Source organism: Lentibacillus songyuanensis (assembly GCF_039548255.1).
GTDB lineage: Bacteria > Bacillota > Bacilli > Bacillales > Amphibacillaceae > Lentibacillus_C > Lentibacillus_C songyuanensis.
Window position 1 is genome coordinate 37047 of record NZ_JBCLVH010000025.1, and the last position, 17046, is coordinate 54092.

A 17046-nucleotide genomic window follows, 5' to 3' on the forward strand; every position below is an offset into this window, starting at 1 on the left:
AAATCATCAGCGTTAAATTCTTTTTATGACCACTAATGCACTTAGAAAATCCCTTAAAGTATTTATATAATGGGTGATCGGAAAATAGTGTATGAAATCCTTTTGTAAACCTTGCTAAACTACTGTACCCTTCAGTACGGTGTTAGCCGGTTTACTTGAATAGGGAGTTGTAAAAAAAGTTCCTTTAGCCTGCACAACAAGATAATTTCGAAACGTCTTTATCGAACGTAAGTGCAGCTAATTTTAGCCCTTCAGCCATTGTTAAATATGGTGCTAGGGTTTCTGTTAAATCTTCTATCGTCAAGCCAAATTTAACAGCTAATGATGCTGCATAGATGACATCTCCTGCATTCCCAGATACAATATGAACCCCTAATACTTTTAATGTTTCTACATCTGCTACTAGTTTAAATACACCGGTTGTTTCACGGTTTACAATTGCTCTTGGAATAGCATCTAAAGGTAATACAGATGTCTTCACATTATATCCTTTCTCTTTTGCTTGTTCTTCTGTTAAACCAACCGTTGCAACCGTTGGATTCGTAAACGTAACAGCAGGAACTACCGATAAATCTATTTTTTTGTTTAACCCACCGATAGCATTATCAGTAACAATTCCACCTTCATAGGCTGCAACATATACAAATTGTGGTCCTAACGTCACATCTCCTGCTGCATAAATCTTTTCATTACTTGTTTGACTAAAATCATTGATCAGGATTTCATTATTTTTTCCAATTTCAACACCTGCCGCACTTAAATTTAAAGAATCCGTATTTGGTTTTCTTCCAGTGGCAACAAGTAACTGATCTGATTCAATGACTTCTTTACTGCCATCAACTGTTACGTAAACCTTTTTTATCTCTCCACTTTGTTCAACACGCTCAAAAATTGTCCCTTTGACAAGGTTTATACCCTGTTCAATTAACGCTTTTTCAACTGCCTCTGAAATCTCAGGATCATATTCTTTTAATAGTCGCTCACTTCTTTGCATAAGCGTTATTTCTGAACCCAAATGATGAAATAGTTGTCCAAGCTCCATTCCAATGTATCCTGAACCAATCACTGTTAATCGTTTTGGTATTTTCTTTAATTCAAGAAGTGTTGTACTAGTTAAATAGTCCATTTCTTTAAGTCCTGAAATTTGGGGCAACGAAGGAGTTGCACCTGTTGCAATTAAAAAGCGTTTTGCAGATAACTTTACCCCATTGACCTCAACCGTACTTGCATCAACGAATTTTGCTTCACCTTCAATTAAATCAATACCATATTCATCAATTAAATCCACATATTTTTGATTCCGAAGTTCGCTCACCAATTTATCCTTTTGCGTGATTAAACTAGCTAAATCCACTTCTCCTGCAGATGTTTGTAAACCTATAAACGGGTTTTCTTTTGATAAATAATTGATTTTCCCTGCACTAAGAAGAGTTTTTGAGGGAACACAGCCAATATTTACACAGGTTCCCCCAACCGTTCCACGCTCAATCATTACAACTTTTGCACCGTATTCAATAGCCTTAATTGCCGAAGAAAAAGCAGCAGCACCAGAACCAATAATAAGAAGGTCATAATTGTCTTCATTACTTAATGCCACGTTTTCTTGTAATGATACTTCTTCAATTTCTCCGGCTTGGTAATTTGCTTCATCAATCGCCTTTTTTGCACTTTCAACCTCAATATCATCGGGCAATTTAAATACTGCTTCACCACGACGAAAACTAGACTCAATATTTTTAGCACCTATATTTTCAAGTGCTGATTCTACGTGTTTTTCACAACCCGTACAAGTCATTCCTTGAATGTTTACTCTAAATTTATTCATAATAAAGCTCCCTTCGTTAATCTCTCATGTTAATGATTCTATTATTGGACACGAATGTAATTGCTTTTCATCTGGACATCGTTGTTTTAAGTCATCTAACATAGTTTCAATTCGTTTTAAATCCTCTATTTGCTTTTGAACTTCCTTTTGTTTTTTAGAAATAAATTCGAACATATCTTGACAACGAACTTCATCTTTATCTACAACGCCAAGTAATTTATAAATCTCACTTAAAGAAAAACCAAGTTCCTGCATTCGTTTAATAAACCCAACACGCTTAACGTCATCATATGAATATATTCGATAACCAGTATCCGTTCGGTGAGGTTGTTGTAATAAATTTTTTCGCTCGTAATATCTGATAGTTTCTTTATTAACTCCACATTTATCTGCGAACTCACTAATGCGATAAATCACCTTATTTCACCCCATGAATATTTTAAACTGTGTACCATAGTACACGGTCAAACAAATTGAACTCTTTTATTTTTCTTCCAACGTATCACTCGTATGTGATTGATACTTTTATGATACTATTGATTGTCCTAATATCCCATCAGATAATCCGATTTAAACACTAGTTGTTTTTAAACTAAAAAAAAAGTAATTCCACTATATATTCCGAATACCTTAAATTTATAATAATTCCTTAACCAATAGGCAATAGAATATCCATTCTAAAAACCTCCATTTCGGCTTGGACTCTTATTACATTAAAGGGCAAGAAAAGCCAATAAATAAAGCATTCTTATTCCAGGTAAGCGTCCATTGCTTGAATAATCTCTTTACAGTTCACTAATACCAACTGCAAGCAAAAGAAAATAAGCAACCACTAATACCGCACCGTTCAGTAGTTAACGTGGTATAAGCCATCCCCTATCCGAAGCCGATTCAGCTCATGATTAAAATCGCGAGTGTTTTCAGCTAGTTCATAAAATAAGCAAGCCCCTCTTGATTGAAGGGGCTTGCTTGCATGAATACCAAATTATCCCGCTGTTAGAATGCACAAACTATCTATTTATCCTTTAATTTTTTCAGATATATCCTGATCGTTTTAATTTCTTTTTACATATTAATAAATCCGAACTGGTAAAGCCAGCTGGATAAAGTCGTGTTTTTCCAATGGTTTGATAACAAACGGGCGTGTTGTACCATTGAATTCAATAACGACTGTTTCTTCATCAATACGTTTTAGAGCATCAATCATATATTTTGGGTTAAACGAAATTGTAATTTCCTCCCCCTCAATTTTTTCCACTATAATATCTTCTTTAGATTGACCTAACTCACTATTGGTATGGGACAATTCAATAGTCTCGAAAATCCCATTATTTTTATTTGTCACCTTTAATGTAATCGTGTTGTTTTCTGTTGCTAAAATTGCAGACCGCTCTATAGATGAAAGTAATTGCCTTCTATCTGCCGTTAAAAGTGTTTTATAATCCATTGGAATTAACCGATCTGTTTGCGGATAATTCCCCTCTAACACACGAGAAAGTACATAAAATTCATCCGTTTGAAATACAATTTGATTGTCTTTTTGCATCACAGTAACATAACTAGAATCACTGATTAGCGAAGACAATTCTTTTAGCGTCTTCTCAGGAAGAGTAACAGTATTAGGAATATCGCCCGCCACTTCATCGCCAACAACCTTTGATAAACGGTGTGAATCAGTTGCAACCATTGCAATTCTTCCATTTTGTGCGAATAAATTGACACCAGTAATTATCGGTCTTGCATCAATTTTTGATACAGCATATATCGTCTTATCAATCATTTCTTTTAAATAGGTTGCTTTAATCTGAAAGCTTTCTCCCTTAATTTCTGGCAGTTTTGGATATTCATTACCATCCATACCATTAAGAGTAAATTTTGATTTTCCAGATGAAATTTCTACTTTAAGACCATCCAGCATTTTAACGGAAATAATATTATCCGGCATAGAACGTACTATATTAGATAATTGTTTTGCTGGAAGAATAATACTCCCTGCGTTTAAGATTTCTGCTCCAGCCATCTCGTCATTTTGAATGAATGTACGGATTGACAGGTCAGAGTCGCTTCCAGTAATAATTATACCTTCCTCGTTAGCTACTAGGTGAACACCGGATAAAGCTGGAACAACAGCTCGTGTACTAACCGCGCCTGCACCTTTTTTAATCGCATTATTAAAGATTCCTTTTTCAATTTGAAATTCCATTATAAATCTCTCCTTTTTATTTTCTATACAAAAAAAGCATTAATTCTGGCAATAGACCAAATCAATGCTTTTTAAATAAAATCTTCAATTTCTTTGTTTATTTTATTTTGCGATTTCAAGTAAATCCACTTCACTTGGAATTTCTTCTCGTTTGTTTAATTTAAAAAACAACTCTTTTTCAAGTAATTGTCTAACAACTCCATAAAGAACCAAATTTTCTGTGTCATCATCACAGGTTTTACATTTGTGATAAGGTGCGTTCTTTACGATAAGCTCCCTTTCTTCACCATTATAATCATAATATAATGTTTTAGGGGAATAAATTACATCCAATTTATTTCCGCATCTGCTACAATGCTTTACTGATCCTTCTTTTTCAAGCAACTCTTTTAATTCATGAATCATCTTTAAATTCTTCCCTTCTTTTATTACATTACATAAGAAAGGATTATCTTTTATTGAAGCCATGCGATCAACTCCTTTAAGACTATCCTTTCATTGTATCATTATTCTTAACAAAAACACATTCTCTCTGTGAAATCATTATTCCATTTATGCAATTTAGCTAATGGTGTATAAACAGTGATAAGAGTCCATTCATATTCTTTAACTACTTCATAAACCAGATGTAATGGTCTTTGCTTTTCGGTGTAACCCATAATGACAAGTATAGGCATTTGAGTGTCCGCTGAAATATTCCTTTCAATAACCCATCCCCAAAATGTGACATCGGCAATGTCTTTTTCTGTTACAGCTCTTTGGAAATCACGAATCTTTGAGTGATGTGAAGCCCTAGCTTTATAGGTATTTGCCTTAATATGCTTTCGATACAATTCATGTTCGCTTTCTCCAATAGGAATAAATTTTTGTTGATTCCTTTTCCATCTTTTATGTTTTTCTTGGCATAGTTTTGGGTTGTGACAACTCATTTTTTTGCCTTGTATAATCAATTAGGGGAACTTGCCCCTGTATTGAAACATACAGAGGGCAATTCCTCCCTTCGTTTATTTTTTCTTTGTGTTTTAAAAAAACCGACGGAATCTTCTTTTTCGTTTGATGTTTTCATTGTTCCTTTTCATAGGATCCCTCTCTTCTAAGATTAGAAAAGAGCAGGCTCCTACTCTAAGCTGTCCCCATTTCTTCCTTGCTCTGGATAACCCACAGCAAGTACATTTGAAATCTCATCTATTAACCTCATTGGCAGGTAATCTTCCAACACATTTAGCAAGTGAATCTGATTGACTTCATACGTGGTAAAACGCTCACCACATTCTAAACATTCTCTCCTACGATAGTGCCTACCATCTTTTTTTCGAACATCAATCACTTTTGTTTTTCCTTTACAGAAGATACATTGCATAGCTTAAACCTCCTTTACCCTTTTGCGAAACTAAAGAAGGGATTGCACTCTTTGACACTTACCAAAGGGCTATCCTTTTTAGATTTTATATTTCACGTGTAAAAGAATATCCGGTTACACTAAGCAATTTTCTTATCTTCATTGACTTCTCCAAGAATATAGTCGCTTGCTTTTTGAGCTTGCTGAGAGGCATAAACAATCATTGTGTGATCGTTTTTCAACGCTTGCAGCCAACTTTGGATGTAACTTGTCGAGTTATCAATGGTTTCGTTATCAATTCCGGCTATATTACAAAGAAAACTAGCACCAATTTCAGCAACTAATTCTTCTTTTGAATATCCTTCACTACCAAAACGGTTTTCGGTAATTCCTTTACGGCTTAATCTGTTGGAATGACCAGTTGAATGAATTAATTCATGAAAAATAGTTGAATAGTATTCTTGTATACTTTCAAATTCCTTTTTGTTAGGAACATTTACACGATCTTGACTCTTGCGGTACCACGCACCTGTTGGTTCAAACGTAATGTTGGGCGGATTTTTATAGCCAGTCACGATCTGCTCTGCTGCTTCAATAGGATCATGTTCATATGCCACAGTTGGTCGTTTACTATCCAATCCATCAACTTGCGTATTAATTTCAAACACATTGTAATAGCGTAGGAATGGAACCTTTTTGATCATTTCATCATCATCTTTATCTTCTACTTCGAGCCATTTCCAAAAGACAGCTAAATGACTCTTTGCGCCTTTTTTCACCTTAGCATTGTACTTTTTAATCTGTGAGAATGTGGCATACTCCCCAGGTTGAAGAAGTATTGTATTGATACCACGATAAGGTTTTTGAGTTTGCCAATTAATAGCTCTGTAATTTTTAAAAGGCATTTTCCATGGAATAACCCCTTCCTCTAACTTTTCAACAATCTTTTGTGTAACGAGCTCATAAACTTTTTTACTCATTTCAAATCCTCCCTTTTTCTGATGTAAAAGAAGGCAAATCCCCATGTTAGAGAAATGCCTTTATTTTTACATATAACCTTGCTCTTTAAGTGATTTAAATCCCTGACCAATAATAATATGATCAAGCACTTCTATTCCTAACATTTTTCCAGATTCCGTCAGTCTCTTTGTTACCTGTATATCTTCCTGAGAAGGCGACGGGTCACTACTTGGATGATTGTGACCTACGATAACCGAAGCAGCAGAAATTTTGACTGCTTCACGAAAAATTTCACGAGGATGAACAATTGTTGCATTTAGACTTCCAATAGAAATAGTCTTTCTTTTTACTACCTCATTTTTAGTATTAAGGAATAATGCAACAAAATGTTCCTGTTTTTCATACTTCAAATCATACAGACAATCAGCAGCATCTTTAGGTGAACGAATGATGCAGCTTTTTCCTTTTTTCTCTTGAAACAGCCTTTTTGTTAATAAAAACGAAGCATGTAATTGAATGGCTTCATTTTTGCCTAAAGCTAAATCCATTAGTTCATTGATGGAGTATTCCATTAGATTCCGTAAGCCTATACTTTTTAATTTCATACAAGTTACATCATCCGCATTTTCTCCGATTATTGTACCAATTAATTCAGCTGTATCAACATTTTCCGATAAACCTGATACATCATAACTAAAAACTGCCTCTCGCGACTTATCTACAAACGAAAACATTTCTGCTTGTTTCGTTACCATTTTGGATCCTCCCTTTTTTAAATAAAAAAAAGCAAATCTCTAGCGTAGAGAAATGCCTTTCTATTTTGAATATCACTTTTTGAAATTTAGTTTGGCAATTACGCTTTCCGACCCTGAAAACGTGAGGTAGTATTTCTTTTACCGCCATATTGCTCTAATACTTCATCTTTCCAATCCAATTTTTTAAGGTTAGCAGTAGTAACATTTAATAATTCCCACGGATTCCTGCCGTCAAGAATCATTCCTTCTGCAACTTTTTTCAAACTATCTGCATCAAATTTCCACGAAACTGATTCGAAATAGCCCCAAATTTTATCACTGGTATGAACTTCCCCGTTTACGTCAACAAATTTTTGGAGATTTTTCTTCATTAGTTTTAGAGAACTTTCTACCCTTTCAATTTCATTGGCTAGAACAACTGCCTCCTTCGTAGTCATGACTACATTTAAGATATCTTCCATGATTTTATTTTTCCTTTCCAATTATATTGTTTATCAAAGTTAACAGCCCTTACATAGTGTCCGGCACCAACAAGCGTTAACTCACGCCTTTTGACTTTCGCGAGTGTATCAGCTACTCGCAACGGATTCAAAAAACGCACCTTTTTGTTTTTCTCTATTCGGAAGAAAATATAGTCTTGAAAACAAATGTTATCCGTTTTTCCTTCTTTGTCCTTATAAAAGATAAAGAATTTATTTACCTCCTTTTGATTTACATAGTCCATAAGGTTCTGCAAATTCATCTTAAATCAGCTCCTTTTATTGTAAGAATATAAAAAAGACAAGTTTCAACGCTTAGTAAGTAAGCGATTCGCTTGTCTTTTAAAAACAGGTTCGATTAGGTTATCCATATCAAAATCCTGTAACATCATTATCTTTTTTCTTTTTTCAAAATAAATTTATCCTTTGTACAATAAGAACGATAATAGATCTTCTTTAATTTTCAGATTCTTTTTCAACCCGGTTACGGACCGATTCCTATAGTCAAGTTTTTTGTACCTTAGAGGATCACGAACAGCACTCTGTCTCAAGATTAAAAAGACATAGTAAACACTCTCCTTTTTTTTATTTTTGAAATAAAAAAAGCTGACAGTAAACCCATCTAAAATGGGTAAAACTATCAGCTTTAATAAATTTATATATGTGCTCAAACATAGAAACACTTTTCAACGTTATATACGCTCCACATACATCATAAGTGTATATGTCAAATCTACTTTGGCAAGTCTGACTCTTTGTTTAGAGTATATCTTGCTTTTTCCATTTATCTAGAATAAATAAACAGAAACATCAGAAACAATACTTAGTACATACATTATAACAGCAAATTCATGTGAAATCAAATGGACTTGATAGAATCGTATAAAAAATTGGGGTAATTAGAAACGTAATGTGATCCACCTCAATCTTGAAGGCTGTTCAAAACAGAAATGAAGGACTGCGAACCTACAGTCATTCGAATCCGACTGGCATTAGTCAGCTTGCCCCTTGAGGGGGAGTTTCAAAAATTGCTTTCACACAAAGGGATTCAACGCTACTGGCGCATTCAATTTTTGACGTACAATTTCTTGAATATTAGCATCGGGAATGAAAGCAGCTAGGAATTCCAATGATTAATGGAGATCTTGTGCGTGAATTTGAATAGACCACATTAGTCAGATCATCGTATCCACTTCTACAGGCATTATCCAATAAGCCGTTAGTCGATGTGTTAGAGCAGTTTAAGCTTCCGGGTTTTAAAACCGAGCTTGTAGTATGGGATAAGTTTTCCCTTGAGTTTTGTAAGTTATTTTAACGCTTTATCTAGGAATTATTTCCCCGTTCTTTAATTTTTTCATCTGAAAGCTTGCAAAAATCTTCCTTACCAATTCCCGATCTATTACCTCTTTTAGTAATGCAATCCATTCCGGAGAAAGTTCTTCATTATCAAATGGTTTAGCAGTTCGAACAGACATTTAACTCCTCCTTCCACATTAAAGTTTCTTTGAAAGCTTGGAACATGAACTAACCCAAATTGTTAGACACTACTAACAATTTGGGTGATAAACTATCGGTGAAAATTGTTGATGGGCTTTATTCATTTTTAAAATTTATAAGGTTCTAATTGGTTTCTCGTTGGAAAAATCTGTGATTTGAGATAATGAAATCATCAAAGGACTTCACTTTTTAATCACTTTAACATCCTCCCATTTAGATAACTGTTGCAATCGGACTAAATTTTTTAAAGCATTCAATGGCCAATGGACAGTGTGAACAATAACTGGAAGGAGTTGAATGAAATAACTCATCTCTTAACTCTGGTATCATTTTCACTATATCCAGTTTCCCCTGTATTTCTTTTGCCGTTCGGTACGCCCAGACTCGTGCTTGTTCCATTTCCTGTTGCCTAAAAACAAAGGCATTTCTGCGCCGAAATCGTAAAAAGAAAAGTGTACCGGTAACTTCATGTATTCCCTTAACCTGGCTCATTGCCCATGCATACAAAGCTATTTGAAAGGTATCTTTTATATCATAGGGCACCCGATTGGTTTTCCAATCAAAAATTTGGTTCCCATCTATAACGTCGATAAAGCCTTGTATTTTAGGAGTATTTGATTCATTAGATAAAGGGATTTTAAAATATACTTCTGTTTCACCTTTAATTTTGTGAAGTGGCGCACGACTAGTTAACTTCGATAATTCCTCTATATTTACTTCGGGATGGAACTTCGCTTCAACAAGCCCATTCAAAATAGCTTCTGAATGACTTACACCTTTCATTTTATCCTCTATTGCTTTATGAACAGCTTTACCAAGTGCTAATGGCAACGTGGTTGGTTCCGGAACTTTATCTACGTATTTTCTGTAGAAACGATACGGGCATGTTTGATAAAGTGACAATCTGGAAAATGAAAATGTATCCATCATCATCCCTCTTTTACGAAATTTTCGTCAACAATTTTTAACGGTATGTTTAACGTCATTCCTAGCGATTTTAGGACTTGTTTCAATTCTTTAGGATTATCGGTTGAAAATTCCTTAAGAACATCATAGGCGTAAGCGTATCGACCAGTAGGGCATGTTAAATCGTGTCCTTTTCTTTTAAAGTCTATAAAACTTTCAGTGATTGGTTTCGCTAGTGCGATTTCTCGCATGAAATTTTGATGACCCTGTCTTTTAATATAATCATCTGGATCTAACTGGTTGATTAAATGTGCGATTTTCACGTTACAACCGACTTGATTTAGTACAGATGCACTTTTAAAACTCGATTCCACTCCGGCATCATCTCCGTCAAATGCAATAACAACATTTGGAGTAATGCTTTTAATTAGTAATGCCTGTTTTGTAGTTAATGCAGTTCCAAGTGTTGCTAAAGTGTTCTGGATACCATATTGATGGGCAGTAATTGCATCAAAATACCCCTCAAATACGATTGCATATCCCTGCCTTTCAGTTTCCTCTTTAGCTAAATGGAAGCCATATACATTATCCCCTTTAATAAAATAATCTGTTTCTGGAGTATTGATGTATTTGATTTTGCTTGAATTGAGTGTGCGTCCACCGAAGGCAACGGTTTGCCCGGCGTAGTTTTGAATAGGAAAAATGATACGGTTCTTAAACGGATCAGTTAGCTTTCCATTCTTAAATCGTGAAAGCACCTTATCTCGAACTAAATCATTAAATTCAAATCCTTTAGCCTTTAAAAAGCCGAGTGTTGGTTTCACATCACCAGGGGCAAAGCCTAACTTAAACTTTTTCATCATTTCTTCATTGATCCCTCGATCAAAAAGGTACTGTTTTGCTTCACATCCAAGCTTGGTATACAGCAATACATAATGATAATATCGCTCTAACCAGTCATGAGCAGTATGTTTCATGGATATCCTCCTCGTCAGGAAATTAGTTTAATTAAATTTGTTGTATTTTTCTATATAAGCGTTTTGAACTGCATTCATATCACTTGTGAACATGATGGTTTGGCTTTTGCTAAACAGTTCATATTTTATTTGTTCTAATTCTTCCAAATTCATTGTGCCTTTAAATTTGCTCACAAATTGTTTCATTATCTTTTTTGAACGACATATCGGACAGTCGTCCCAAATCTTGAAAATACATAATGACACATGCCGCAAGCAATTCGATCCTCACCGATTACCTTGTTTTTTCCATCCATTTAAAAACCACCCCTTTTGTTTTTTTAAAATAAAAAACCGATAGTAAACCTATGTAAATAGGTAACCCATCAGCTTTTAATAATCTTATATTATTTTAAAACAATTTTATTTTGTGATTTTTTTTTGACGTATTCTTTTACCTCATCTGGAGTAGTGTGCTCTAAATACATGCTTTTAGCAACCATCCATAACATTTTTGTAACGTCATCTTTCCTATGTTTATCAAGGAAAGGGTAATGGATAGACACTATTTTCCTTGATTTTTCTGGTTTTAAAAAAGGTGTTGCTTTTTTTTCCTTCAAAGCAGTATCTAAAGCTAATTTTGCTGTTTGCAGCCGGTAGGATGAACCACCTTTATGATATTCATACTCCTGCTTTAATTTATTTAAAAACACATCAAACGGTACATACTCCTCCATTCCTGAACAGCTCCTTTTGTTCAGTTTTACCACTGTGTATTTATTATATTCCTTTTTGTTCAAAAATGCGATCCAACTGATGAACATTTAAATCAGGATTGGCGGGATTTAGAAGGTTTTGTTTATATTCCTCCACCATACCTAATAATTTATCCTTATTACAATTATCAAGAATAGACATTTCTTCCAAGTCACGCAAATCCTTTAAACGAGTGGAAAATATTTTACAGCAGGCGAGTAGTTCAAGGTTAGGAAGAAACACGCGAATGGCTTCAAATCCAACCTCTAATTCATAAAGAGATTTTTGATCTTTAGTATTTCTAAATTCAAAATCCTCTAATGGTGGTACTTCCATTACTCCACCTACAACATCAATTTTCACTTTTTCTAATTGCTTATAAAAAGATTCTTTGTTCATTGTATTAATGATATTTATGTCTATGTCCATTGTTGGTCTGAAATTTTGTCCGTTCAATTCCATTAGTGTCAATATTGCCGAACCACCCATCATCACTAACTCTGCTGAAATATCCTCCTTCTTACAATAATAATCAAGAGTATGCAGCTGATTTAGAATATCATCTTTGTTACGACATTCTTCTTGGAATGACATGTAAATCCTCCTGTTTTTAATATAAAAAAAGCCAATAGGATTGTTAAGCAACAAAACTATCAGCCTTAATTGAAAATTATTATACGAATCTCAAGAGCTCTTTTGATGTAAAAGAACTACATCTTCCTTACAGCATGTAGTAAGGTTAAACATTGGGCGAATCTCTCTAACAAAGAGTATGACGCTTTTTATCATATTATTTCTCCCTGAAAGAAAAACAAATGACAAACTTTACACATGTAAATCAATATATTCATTATATCAAGTTTATTAAGTAAAATCAAAAAGGTCCGACTAGATTGATAGGAAATTTCAGTGCAATGCTTAAAAAAGATATTAACAGTGCAGTGAATATAGGAAAGAGAGCAAAAAAGCTATTGCCTCGAGCGGGCTACATAGGCGTGAAATCCCCTATGTATACACATTAACGAGGGATCTTTTTTTGCATTTCCTAACAGGGGTAGCGCCAGCAAAACCAATTAAACTTATTCTTACATTACCTTTAATTCCGAACCATCCAAATATGGCTCCTAATAACCCTCACACAAAAGGCAAAAACAAACTTATATCTATAACGTAATCAAATGACTTGTTATTCCAAAGTGGAGTCGTCGTCAACATAAACAAAGACTAGGGATAATAAAGAAAATACACTTTTCCATAGTTTTTGGCTTACCCTTTATAGTACCTACGATAAGAACGGCTAATAAAATAAGCCATGTAATTGCATCACCACATCCTTAATATCCACTTTTCAACCCCTTTATCCCAATTCCTCTAGCATTTTTTCCAGCACCCTTTTGTTAGCAAAATGGCCCGCTTCCGCAATACGCGACGAAAATCCTTTATTCCGGAAATTCGCCATTTGTTGAACAAGAAAGAGGTTATATTAACATTGGAAAGTGTATGGAGAGGAAGACTCACTCCACTGGGATTATTAGGCATTAACTTATTTACTGTTTGAAAATCTACCTATTTTATCTCAGAAATTTTATTTTCATTTTGAATTGAGGGATTTTCATGAATTATTTTTACTTTGAATTATAAATAAAGGGTGATGATCTTTTTCCTTAGAAAAGGCTTCGTTAACCGAAACAACGTTTTCAACTTCTGTTGTTAAGCCTACTTCTTCTTTAACTTCGCGAATAACTGTCTACTTAAACGTTTCTACCTTTTCAACCTCCACGACTTTAGTATCATGATCATAAAGACACCGGCCCATTAGAATGAATTGGATCCAGTGTGAACACTTTTATGTGTAGAAATCAATAGATTTTTACATCCTGTTTTTTCATACCTTAAAAATAATAGATGTGGCATGAATATCTATATCTGACCCCAAGCCTTATAGAAAACGAAGTAAAAAAATAATGTTGGTGTCCCTTTTTGTATGATTCACCCTATTTTTAACTTAAAAACGTCAAATATATATAAATTATCCCAACTCCAAATGTACCAACAAATGCGCTATAAACTATAGACGAATTCTTAATTGCTTCTCCTAATATTTCTTTTATAGCAACCATAAATATAATAGCTATGGCAATGTTGATCAGGAATGCAATGAAAGAAGGTATTCCAATCTCGAACACTTGACTGAGTAATGACCCTGCCGCGATAGGGATTGCTAAAATTATTGTGAACAGTATCCAAGTAAGCATGCCGAAACCAGCTAAAAACAATGGCGTGAAAATGATTATTCCTTCAGGTATGTTATGTAGAACTAGGGTGGTCAACATGAAATTTCCAATACTTGTTCCAATTGTTGGTCCAAGCGCGATGCCAACAGGGAAATTATGAATCGCTATACTGATAGTTAAAAGTACTCCCGATCGAACGAAAATATCTTTTTGATGGCTATTAGTGATAATTGTAATTTTATCCATTAATAGATGAATGGATTGGAATAACACTAAGCCTGTTGCTATTCCAACGGTTAAAATTACCCACCCGCCTAATTCAATACTTTCCGGAATCATTTCAAAGAATAATAAGCCAATTATAAGACCTGCACATAATGAATAAATAAAACCATGACCACGTTGATAGCCTTTTATTATCCAAGCAAGTCCACCGCCAACACCAATTCCAAGAGCAGAAGCGAACGCTCCAATTATCCATACTGCACTCATTCAATCGCTCCTTAAAAAGACTTTGTTTATTTTATGTTTAAAAACTGAGTCAATTTCATAATTCAAATGTAAATCCGGACTATAAGAATATGCGCTGAAGCTATTGATTTCCACAGCAGGCGGACGCTTTTTAGCGAGCATGGCTTGAGCCTCCTCGTTCGCTACGCTCACTGCGGGGTCTCAAGGCCTTCCCCGCCAGGGTCGCCGCCTGCCGTTCCAATCAACGGGATTTGTGCACCTAATTGACGAACAATACATTTTAATGTGGGTAAAATGTTCGTGTGAATAACGAAAGTAAGCAATTATGAAATTTATTCAATCAAAACGATATACGAGTTGATATTGAATATTGTTTGACACTTTATTCAAATGATAATATGATGTATTAATATGAACATATGTTAATATACGCAGATAAATACTGATTATTATATATAATGTTTTGAATTGAAACCTAAAGTGAGGGAACGATAATGGATGAAAAAAAAGAAATTGAAGAAGTAAATAATAATTACTTAGATGATGAAACATTATTTGTTGTATCACAAACATTTAAAGCATTAGGTGATCCTACAAGAATCCGGATTCTTCATTTGCTTTTTTATAAGGAACATTCGGTAAACGGGATTGCTGAGACGCTACATCTAAGACAATCAACGGTTTCCCATCAATTGCGGTTCCTGAAAAATTTACGGTTAGTAAAATTCCGAAGAGAAGGTACAACAGTGTTTTATTCCCATGATGATGAACATGTGATGAATATGTTAAAACAGACGATCGATCACGCCTGTCATAACTAGTACCACATAACCTATAATAAGGAATAATTATTCATATCATCAATATCGTTATATGAACATATATAAATATATATAAATAACATACAGGAGGTATTATAAATTGGGACACAAACATGGACATGGACATAACCATACACATGGTGCAAACAAAAAGGCATTAATGATAAGTTTTATAATCATTACGGTCTATATGATTGTTGAAGCGATAGGAGGATTCATTACCAATAGTCTTGCTTTATTATCTGATGCAGGGCATATGTTAAGTGATTCCATATCACTGGGAGTCGGTCTATTGGCCTTTACATTAGGGGAAAAAGCGGCCAACTACGGTAAAACCTTTGGATATAAGCGGTTTGAAATATTAGCTGCTGTTTTTAACGGAGTGACCCTTATAGTAATTGCGCTATATATTTTTTATGAAGCGTATCATCGATTTACGAATCCTCCTGAAGTAGCGTCCACTGGAATGTTAATAGTCGCTTTTATTGGCTTGTTGGTAAATATACTTGTCGCATGGATGCTTATGCGTGAAGGTGATACAAAAGAAAACTTAAACTTACGGGCAGCCTTCCTTCATGTATTAGGCGACTTATTAGGGTCTGTGGGTGCAATTGTTGCTGCATTGTTAATCATGTTTTTTGGCTGGGGCTGGGCCGATCCACTTGCAAGTGTTGTTGTGGCGATTCTTGTTTTGATAAGCGGTTGGCGGGTTGCCAAAGAGGCTGTTCATGTATTAATGGAAGGTACCCCGAAAAATGTTGATCTAGATGATATCATTCAAACCTTAGAAAATGTCCCTGGTATATTAGATATACATGATTTACATGTATGGAGTATTACTAGTGGACAAAATGCTCTGTCTTGTCATGCGGTAGTCGATGGAGCTTTATCTGTTCAAAGTAGTCAAAAAATGTTACGGACAATAGAACAAGAATTGGATCAAAAAGGTATTGGTCATGTAACGATTCAAATGGAAAACAATGATCATCCACATGAAGATTCCCTGATGTGTCAATATGATCAGGAATCTTCAGCTCATGAGCATAATCATGATCATTAAAAATAATGAAATAAAAAATACAAATAAATGATTAACCTCCATCGAAAAATCGGTGGAGGTTAATTGTAGAGCATCCCTATACTAATTCAAAAAAGATAATAAGGTTTGTATTGTTTCGTTTTCGTAAATGATAAACACACCTAATACGATATAAACAGTTGCCATAATCCACCTACTAAACTTTTCTACAACTTCTCCTATACCAGGTATATTAGATAGTTTTTGAGCAGTAAATACTAGCACAAAAATAAGCACCACAAAAACTAATATGGTTACAATTAATTCATTTATATTTAACATAAGGAAATAAGGAACAAATAAACCTATGTTGTCTGCACCACAGCTAACTATGGTAATTAAGGTCACAGTTTTAGCTAATTTACTTAGACCTTTTTTATCTAACTGGCTTTCTACCTCTTCCCCCTCATCATCATCACTAAATATTGCTACTTTAAGACCGAAATATATTGGAATTAAACCTAATAAACCTAATATCCATTTTTCCGGAACGAAGTTTAAAACATACGCTAGAAACAAGCTAATAGCAATTAGAGTTAAAGAACCTATATATTGTCCAATATATATATCTATATATTGCTTTTTAGTCTTAGCTTTCGCAAAAAATATTAGTAATAAAACTAATAAATCCACAGCAGTTGCTATATATAAAATTGCTGCTGTAACAATAACCTGAAACATAAATACACCTCACCCAAAATATTTTAAATGATTTTCACATCATATATTCCTAAATTCTGGCGCTCGTTTGTCTAATCTGGAATAT

At 34.4% G+C, this 17046-nt stretch carries 19 protein-coding genes; 2 read left to right on the forward strand and 17 right to left on the reverse strand.

The window, feature by feature from the left end; all coding sequences use genetic code 11:
• Nucleotides 1-184 precede the first annotated feature (184 nt).
• The 16 genes from merA to WMZ97_RS18570 form a co-directional block, all read right to left on the reverse strand.
• Complete coding sequence (merA, locus tag WMZ97_RS18495) at nt 185-1825, reverse strand: mercury(II) reductase (RefSeq protein ID WP_343273569.1); 1641 nt, start codon at nt 1823-1825, stop codon at nt 185-187.
• Nucleotides 1826-1849: 24 nt separating this feature from the next.
• Nucleotides 1850-2242, reverse strand: coding sequence for an Hg(II)-responsive transcriptional regulator (merR, locus tag WMZ97_RS18500; protein WP_343273570.1), 393 nt, complete (start codon nt 2240-2242; stop codon nt 1850-1852).
• 655 nt (nt 2243-2897) lie between these two features.
• Complete coding sequence (dnaN, locus tag WMZ97_RS18505) at nt 2898-4028, reverse strand: DNA polymerase III subunit beta (RefSeq protein ID WP_343273571.1); 1131 nt, start codon at nt 4026-4028, stop codon at nt 2898-2900.
• Between the two features lie 102 nt (nt 4029-4130).
• Complete coding sequence (locus WMZ97_RS18510; protein WP_343273572.1) at nt 4131-4496, reverse strand: hypothetical protein; 366 nt, start codon at nt 4494-4496, stop codon at nt 4131-4133.
• Nucleotides 4497-4540: 44 nt separating this feature from the next.
• Nucleotides 4541-4978 (reverse strand): DUF4258 domain-containing protein, encoded by a 438-nt coding sequence (locus tag WMZ97_RS18515; protein ID WP_343273573.1) that lies wholly within the window; start codon nt 4976-4978, stop codon nt 4541-4543.
• Nucleotides 4979-5145: 167 nt separating this feature from the next.
• Entirely contained in the window at nt 5146-5388 is a 243-nt protein-coding gene (locus WMZ97_RS18520) for an NrdR family transcriptional regulator (protein WP_343273574.1), read from the reverse strand.
• A gap of 119 nt (nt 5389-5507) precedes the next feature.
• Complete coding sequence (locus WMZ97_RS18525) at nt 5508-6347, reverse strand: ArdC family protein (protein WP_343273575.1); 840 nt, start codon at nt 6345-6347, stop codon at nt 5508-5510.
• A 66-nt stretch (nt 6348-6413) separates the two neighbouring features.
• A complete protein-coding gene (radC, locus tag WMZ97_RS18530) occupies nt 6414-7082 on the reverse strand; it encodes a RadC family protein (RefSeq protein ID WP_343273576.1) in 669 nt (222 codons plus the stop codon).
• Nucleotides 7083-7180: 98 nt separating this feature from the next.
• Entirely contained in the window at nt 7181-7543 is a 363-nt protein-coding gene (locus WMZ97_RS18535; RefSeq protein ID WP_343273577.1) for a hypothetical protein, read from the reverse strand.
• A complete protein-coding gene (locus WMZ97_RS18540; protein ID WP_343273578.1) occupies nt 7528-7824 on the reverse strand; it encodes a hypothetical protein in 297 nt (98 codons plus the stop codon). The genes WMZ97_RS18535 and WMZ97_RS18540 overlap by 16 nt, the downstream gene beginning before the upstream one ends.
• A 1056-nt stretch (nt 7825-8880) precedes the next feature.
• Nucleotides 8881-9036: a hypothetical protein gene (locus WMZ97_RS18545; protein WP_343273579.1), complete on the reverse strand. Its 156-nt coding sequence runs from the start codon at nt 9034-9036 to the stop codon at nt 8881-8883.
• 235 nt (nt 9037-9271) lie between these two features.
• Nucleotides 9272-9991, reverse strand: coding sequence for a PD-(D/E)XK nuclease family protein (locus WMZ97_RS18550; protein ID WP_343273580.1), 720 nt, complete (start codon nt 9989-9991; stop codon nt 9272-9274).
• The gene (locus tag WMZ97_RS18555) at nt 9988-10941 is read right to left on the reverse strand and encodes a DNA primase (RefSeq protein ID WP_343273581.1); all 954 of its coding nucleotides are present in this window, start codon (nt 10939-10941) and stop codon (nt 9988-9990) included. The genes WMZ97_RS18550 and WMZ97_RS18555 overlap by 4 nt, the downstream gene beginning before the upstream one ends.
• Before the next feature lie 386 nt (nt 10942-11327).
• Nucleotides 11328-11657, reverse strand: coding sequence for a hypothetical protein (locus WMZ97_RS18560; protein WP_343273582.1), 330 nt, complete (start codon nt 11655-11657; stop codon nt 11328-11330).
• 43 nt (nt 11658-11700) lie between these two features.
• On the reverse strand, nt 11701-12270 hold the full coding sequence (locus WMZ97_RS18565) for a DUF6036 family nucleotidyltransferase (RefSeq protein WP_343273583.1): 570 nt from the start codon (nt 12268-12270) through the stop codon (nt 11701-11703).
• A gap of 1406 nt (nt 12271-13676) precedes the next feature.
• Entirely contained in the window at nt 13677-14402 is a 726-nt protein-coding gene (locus WMZ97_RS18570) for a ZIP family metal transporter (RefSeq protein WP_343273584.1), read from the reverse strand.
• Nucleotides 14403-14875: 473 nt separating this feature from the next.
• Between WMZ97_RS18570 and WMZ97_RS18575 the strand changes: the two genes are divergently transcribed.
• Entirely contained in the window at nt 14876-15202 is a 327-nt protein-coding gene (locus WMZ97_RS18575) for an ArsR/SmtB family transcription factor (protein WP_343273585.1), read from the forward strand.
• A gap of 100 nt (nt 15203-15302) precedes the next feature.
• A complete protein-coding gene (locus tag WMZ97_RS18580) occupies nt 15303-16262 on the forward strand; it encodes a cation diffusion facilitator family transporter (RefSeq protein WP_343273586.1) in 960 nt (319 codons plus the stop codon).
• Nucleotides 16263-16343: 81 nt separating this feature from the next.
• On the opposite strand, the gene WMZ97_RS18585 is transcribed toward WMZ97_RS18580, so the two are convergent.
• Complete coding sequence (locus WMZ97_RS18585; protein ID WP_343273587.1) at nt 16344-16961, reverse strand: CadD family cadmium resistance transporter; 618 nt, start codon at nt 16959-16961, stop codon at nt 16344-16346.
• Nucleotides 16962-17046 lie beyond the last annotated feature (85 nt).

Excerpts from the sequence above, each read along its gene's own strand:
- dnaN (WP_343273571.1), bottom strand. The coding sequence starts at position 4,028 with ATGGAATTTCAAATTGAAAAAGGAATCTTTAATAATGCGATTAAAAAA.
- WMZ97_RS18565 (WP_343273583.1), bottom strand. The coding sequence starts at position 12,270 with ATGTCATTCCAAGAAGAATGTCGTAACAAAGATGATATTCTAAATCAG.
- WMZ97_RS18520 (WP_343273574.1), bottom strand. The coding sequence starts at position 5,388 with ATGCAATGTATCTTCTGTAAAGGAAAAACAAAAGTGATTGATGTTCGA.
- WMZ97_RS18525 (WP_343273575.1), bottom strand. The coding sequence starts at position 6,347 with ATGAGTAAAAAAGTTTATGAGCTCGTTACACAAAAGATTGTTGAAAAG.
- WMZ97_RS18570 (WP_343273584.1), bottom strand. The coding sequence starts at position 14,402 with ATGAGTGCAGTATGGATAATTGGAGCGTTCGCTTCTGCTCTTGGAATT.
- WMZ97_RS18555 (WP_343273581.1), bottom strand. The coding sequence starts at position 10,941 with ATGAAACATACTGCTCATGACTGGTTAGAGCGATATTATCATTATGTA.
- WMZ97_RS18535 (WP_343273577.1), bottom strand. The coding sequence starts at position 7,543 with ATGGAAGATATCTTAAATGTAGTCATGACTACGAAGGAGGCAGTTGTT.
- WMZ97_RS18545 (WP_343273579.1), bottom strand. The coding sequence starts at position 9,036 with ATGTCTGTTCGAACTGCTAAACCATTTGATAATGAAGAACTTTCTCCG.
- radC (WP_343273576.1), bottom strand. The coding sequence starts at position 7,082 with ATGGTAACGAAACAAGCAGAAATGTTTTCGTTTGTAGATAAGTCGCGA.
- WMZ97_RS18575 (WP_343273585.1), top strand. The coding sequence starts at position 14,876 with ATGGATGAAAAAAAAGAAATTGAAGAAGTAAATAATAATTACTTAGAT.
- WMZ97_RS18585 (WP_343273587.1), bottom strand. The coding sequence starts at position 16,961 with ATGTTTCAGGTTATTGTTACAGCAGCAATTTTATATATAGCAACTGCT.
- WMZ97_RS18560 (WP_343273582.1), bottom strand. The coding sequence starts at position 11,657 with ATGGAGGAGTATGTACCGTTTGATGTGTTTTTAAATAAATTAAAGCAG.
- merA (WP_343273569.1), bottom strand. The coding sequence starts at position 1,825 with ATGAATAAATTTAGAGTAAACATTCAAGGAATGACTTGTACGGGTTGT.
- WMZ97_RS18510 (WP_343273572.1), bottom strand. The coding sequence starts at position 4,496 with ATGGCTTCAATAAAAGATAATCCTTTCTTATGTAATGTAATAAAAGAA.
- WMZ97_RS18540 (WP_343273578.1), bottom strand. The coding sequence starts at position 7,824 with ATGAATTTGCAGAACCTTATGGACTATGTAAATCAAAAGGAGGTAAAT.
- WMZ97_RS18550 (WP_343273580.1), bottom strand. The coding sequence starts at position 9,991 with ATGATGATGGATACATTTTCATTTTCCAGATTGTCACTTTATCAAACA.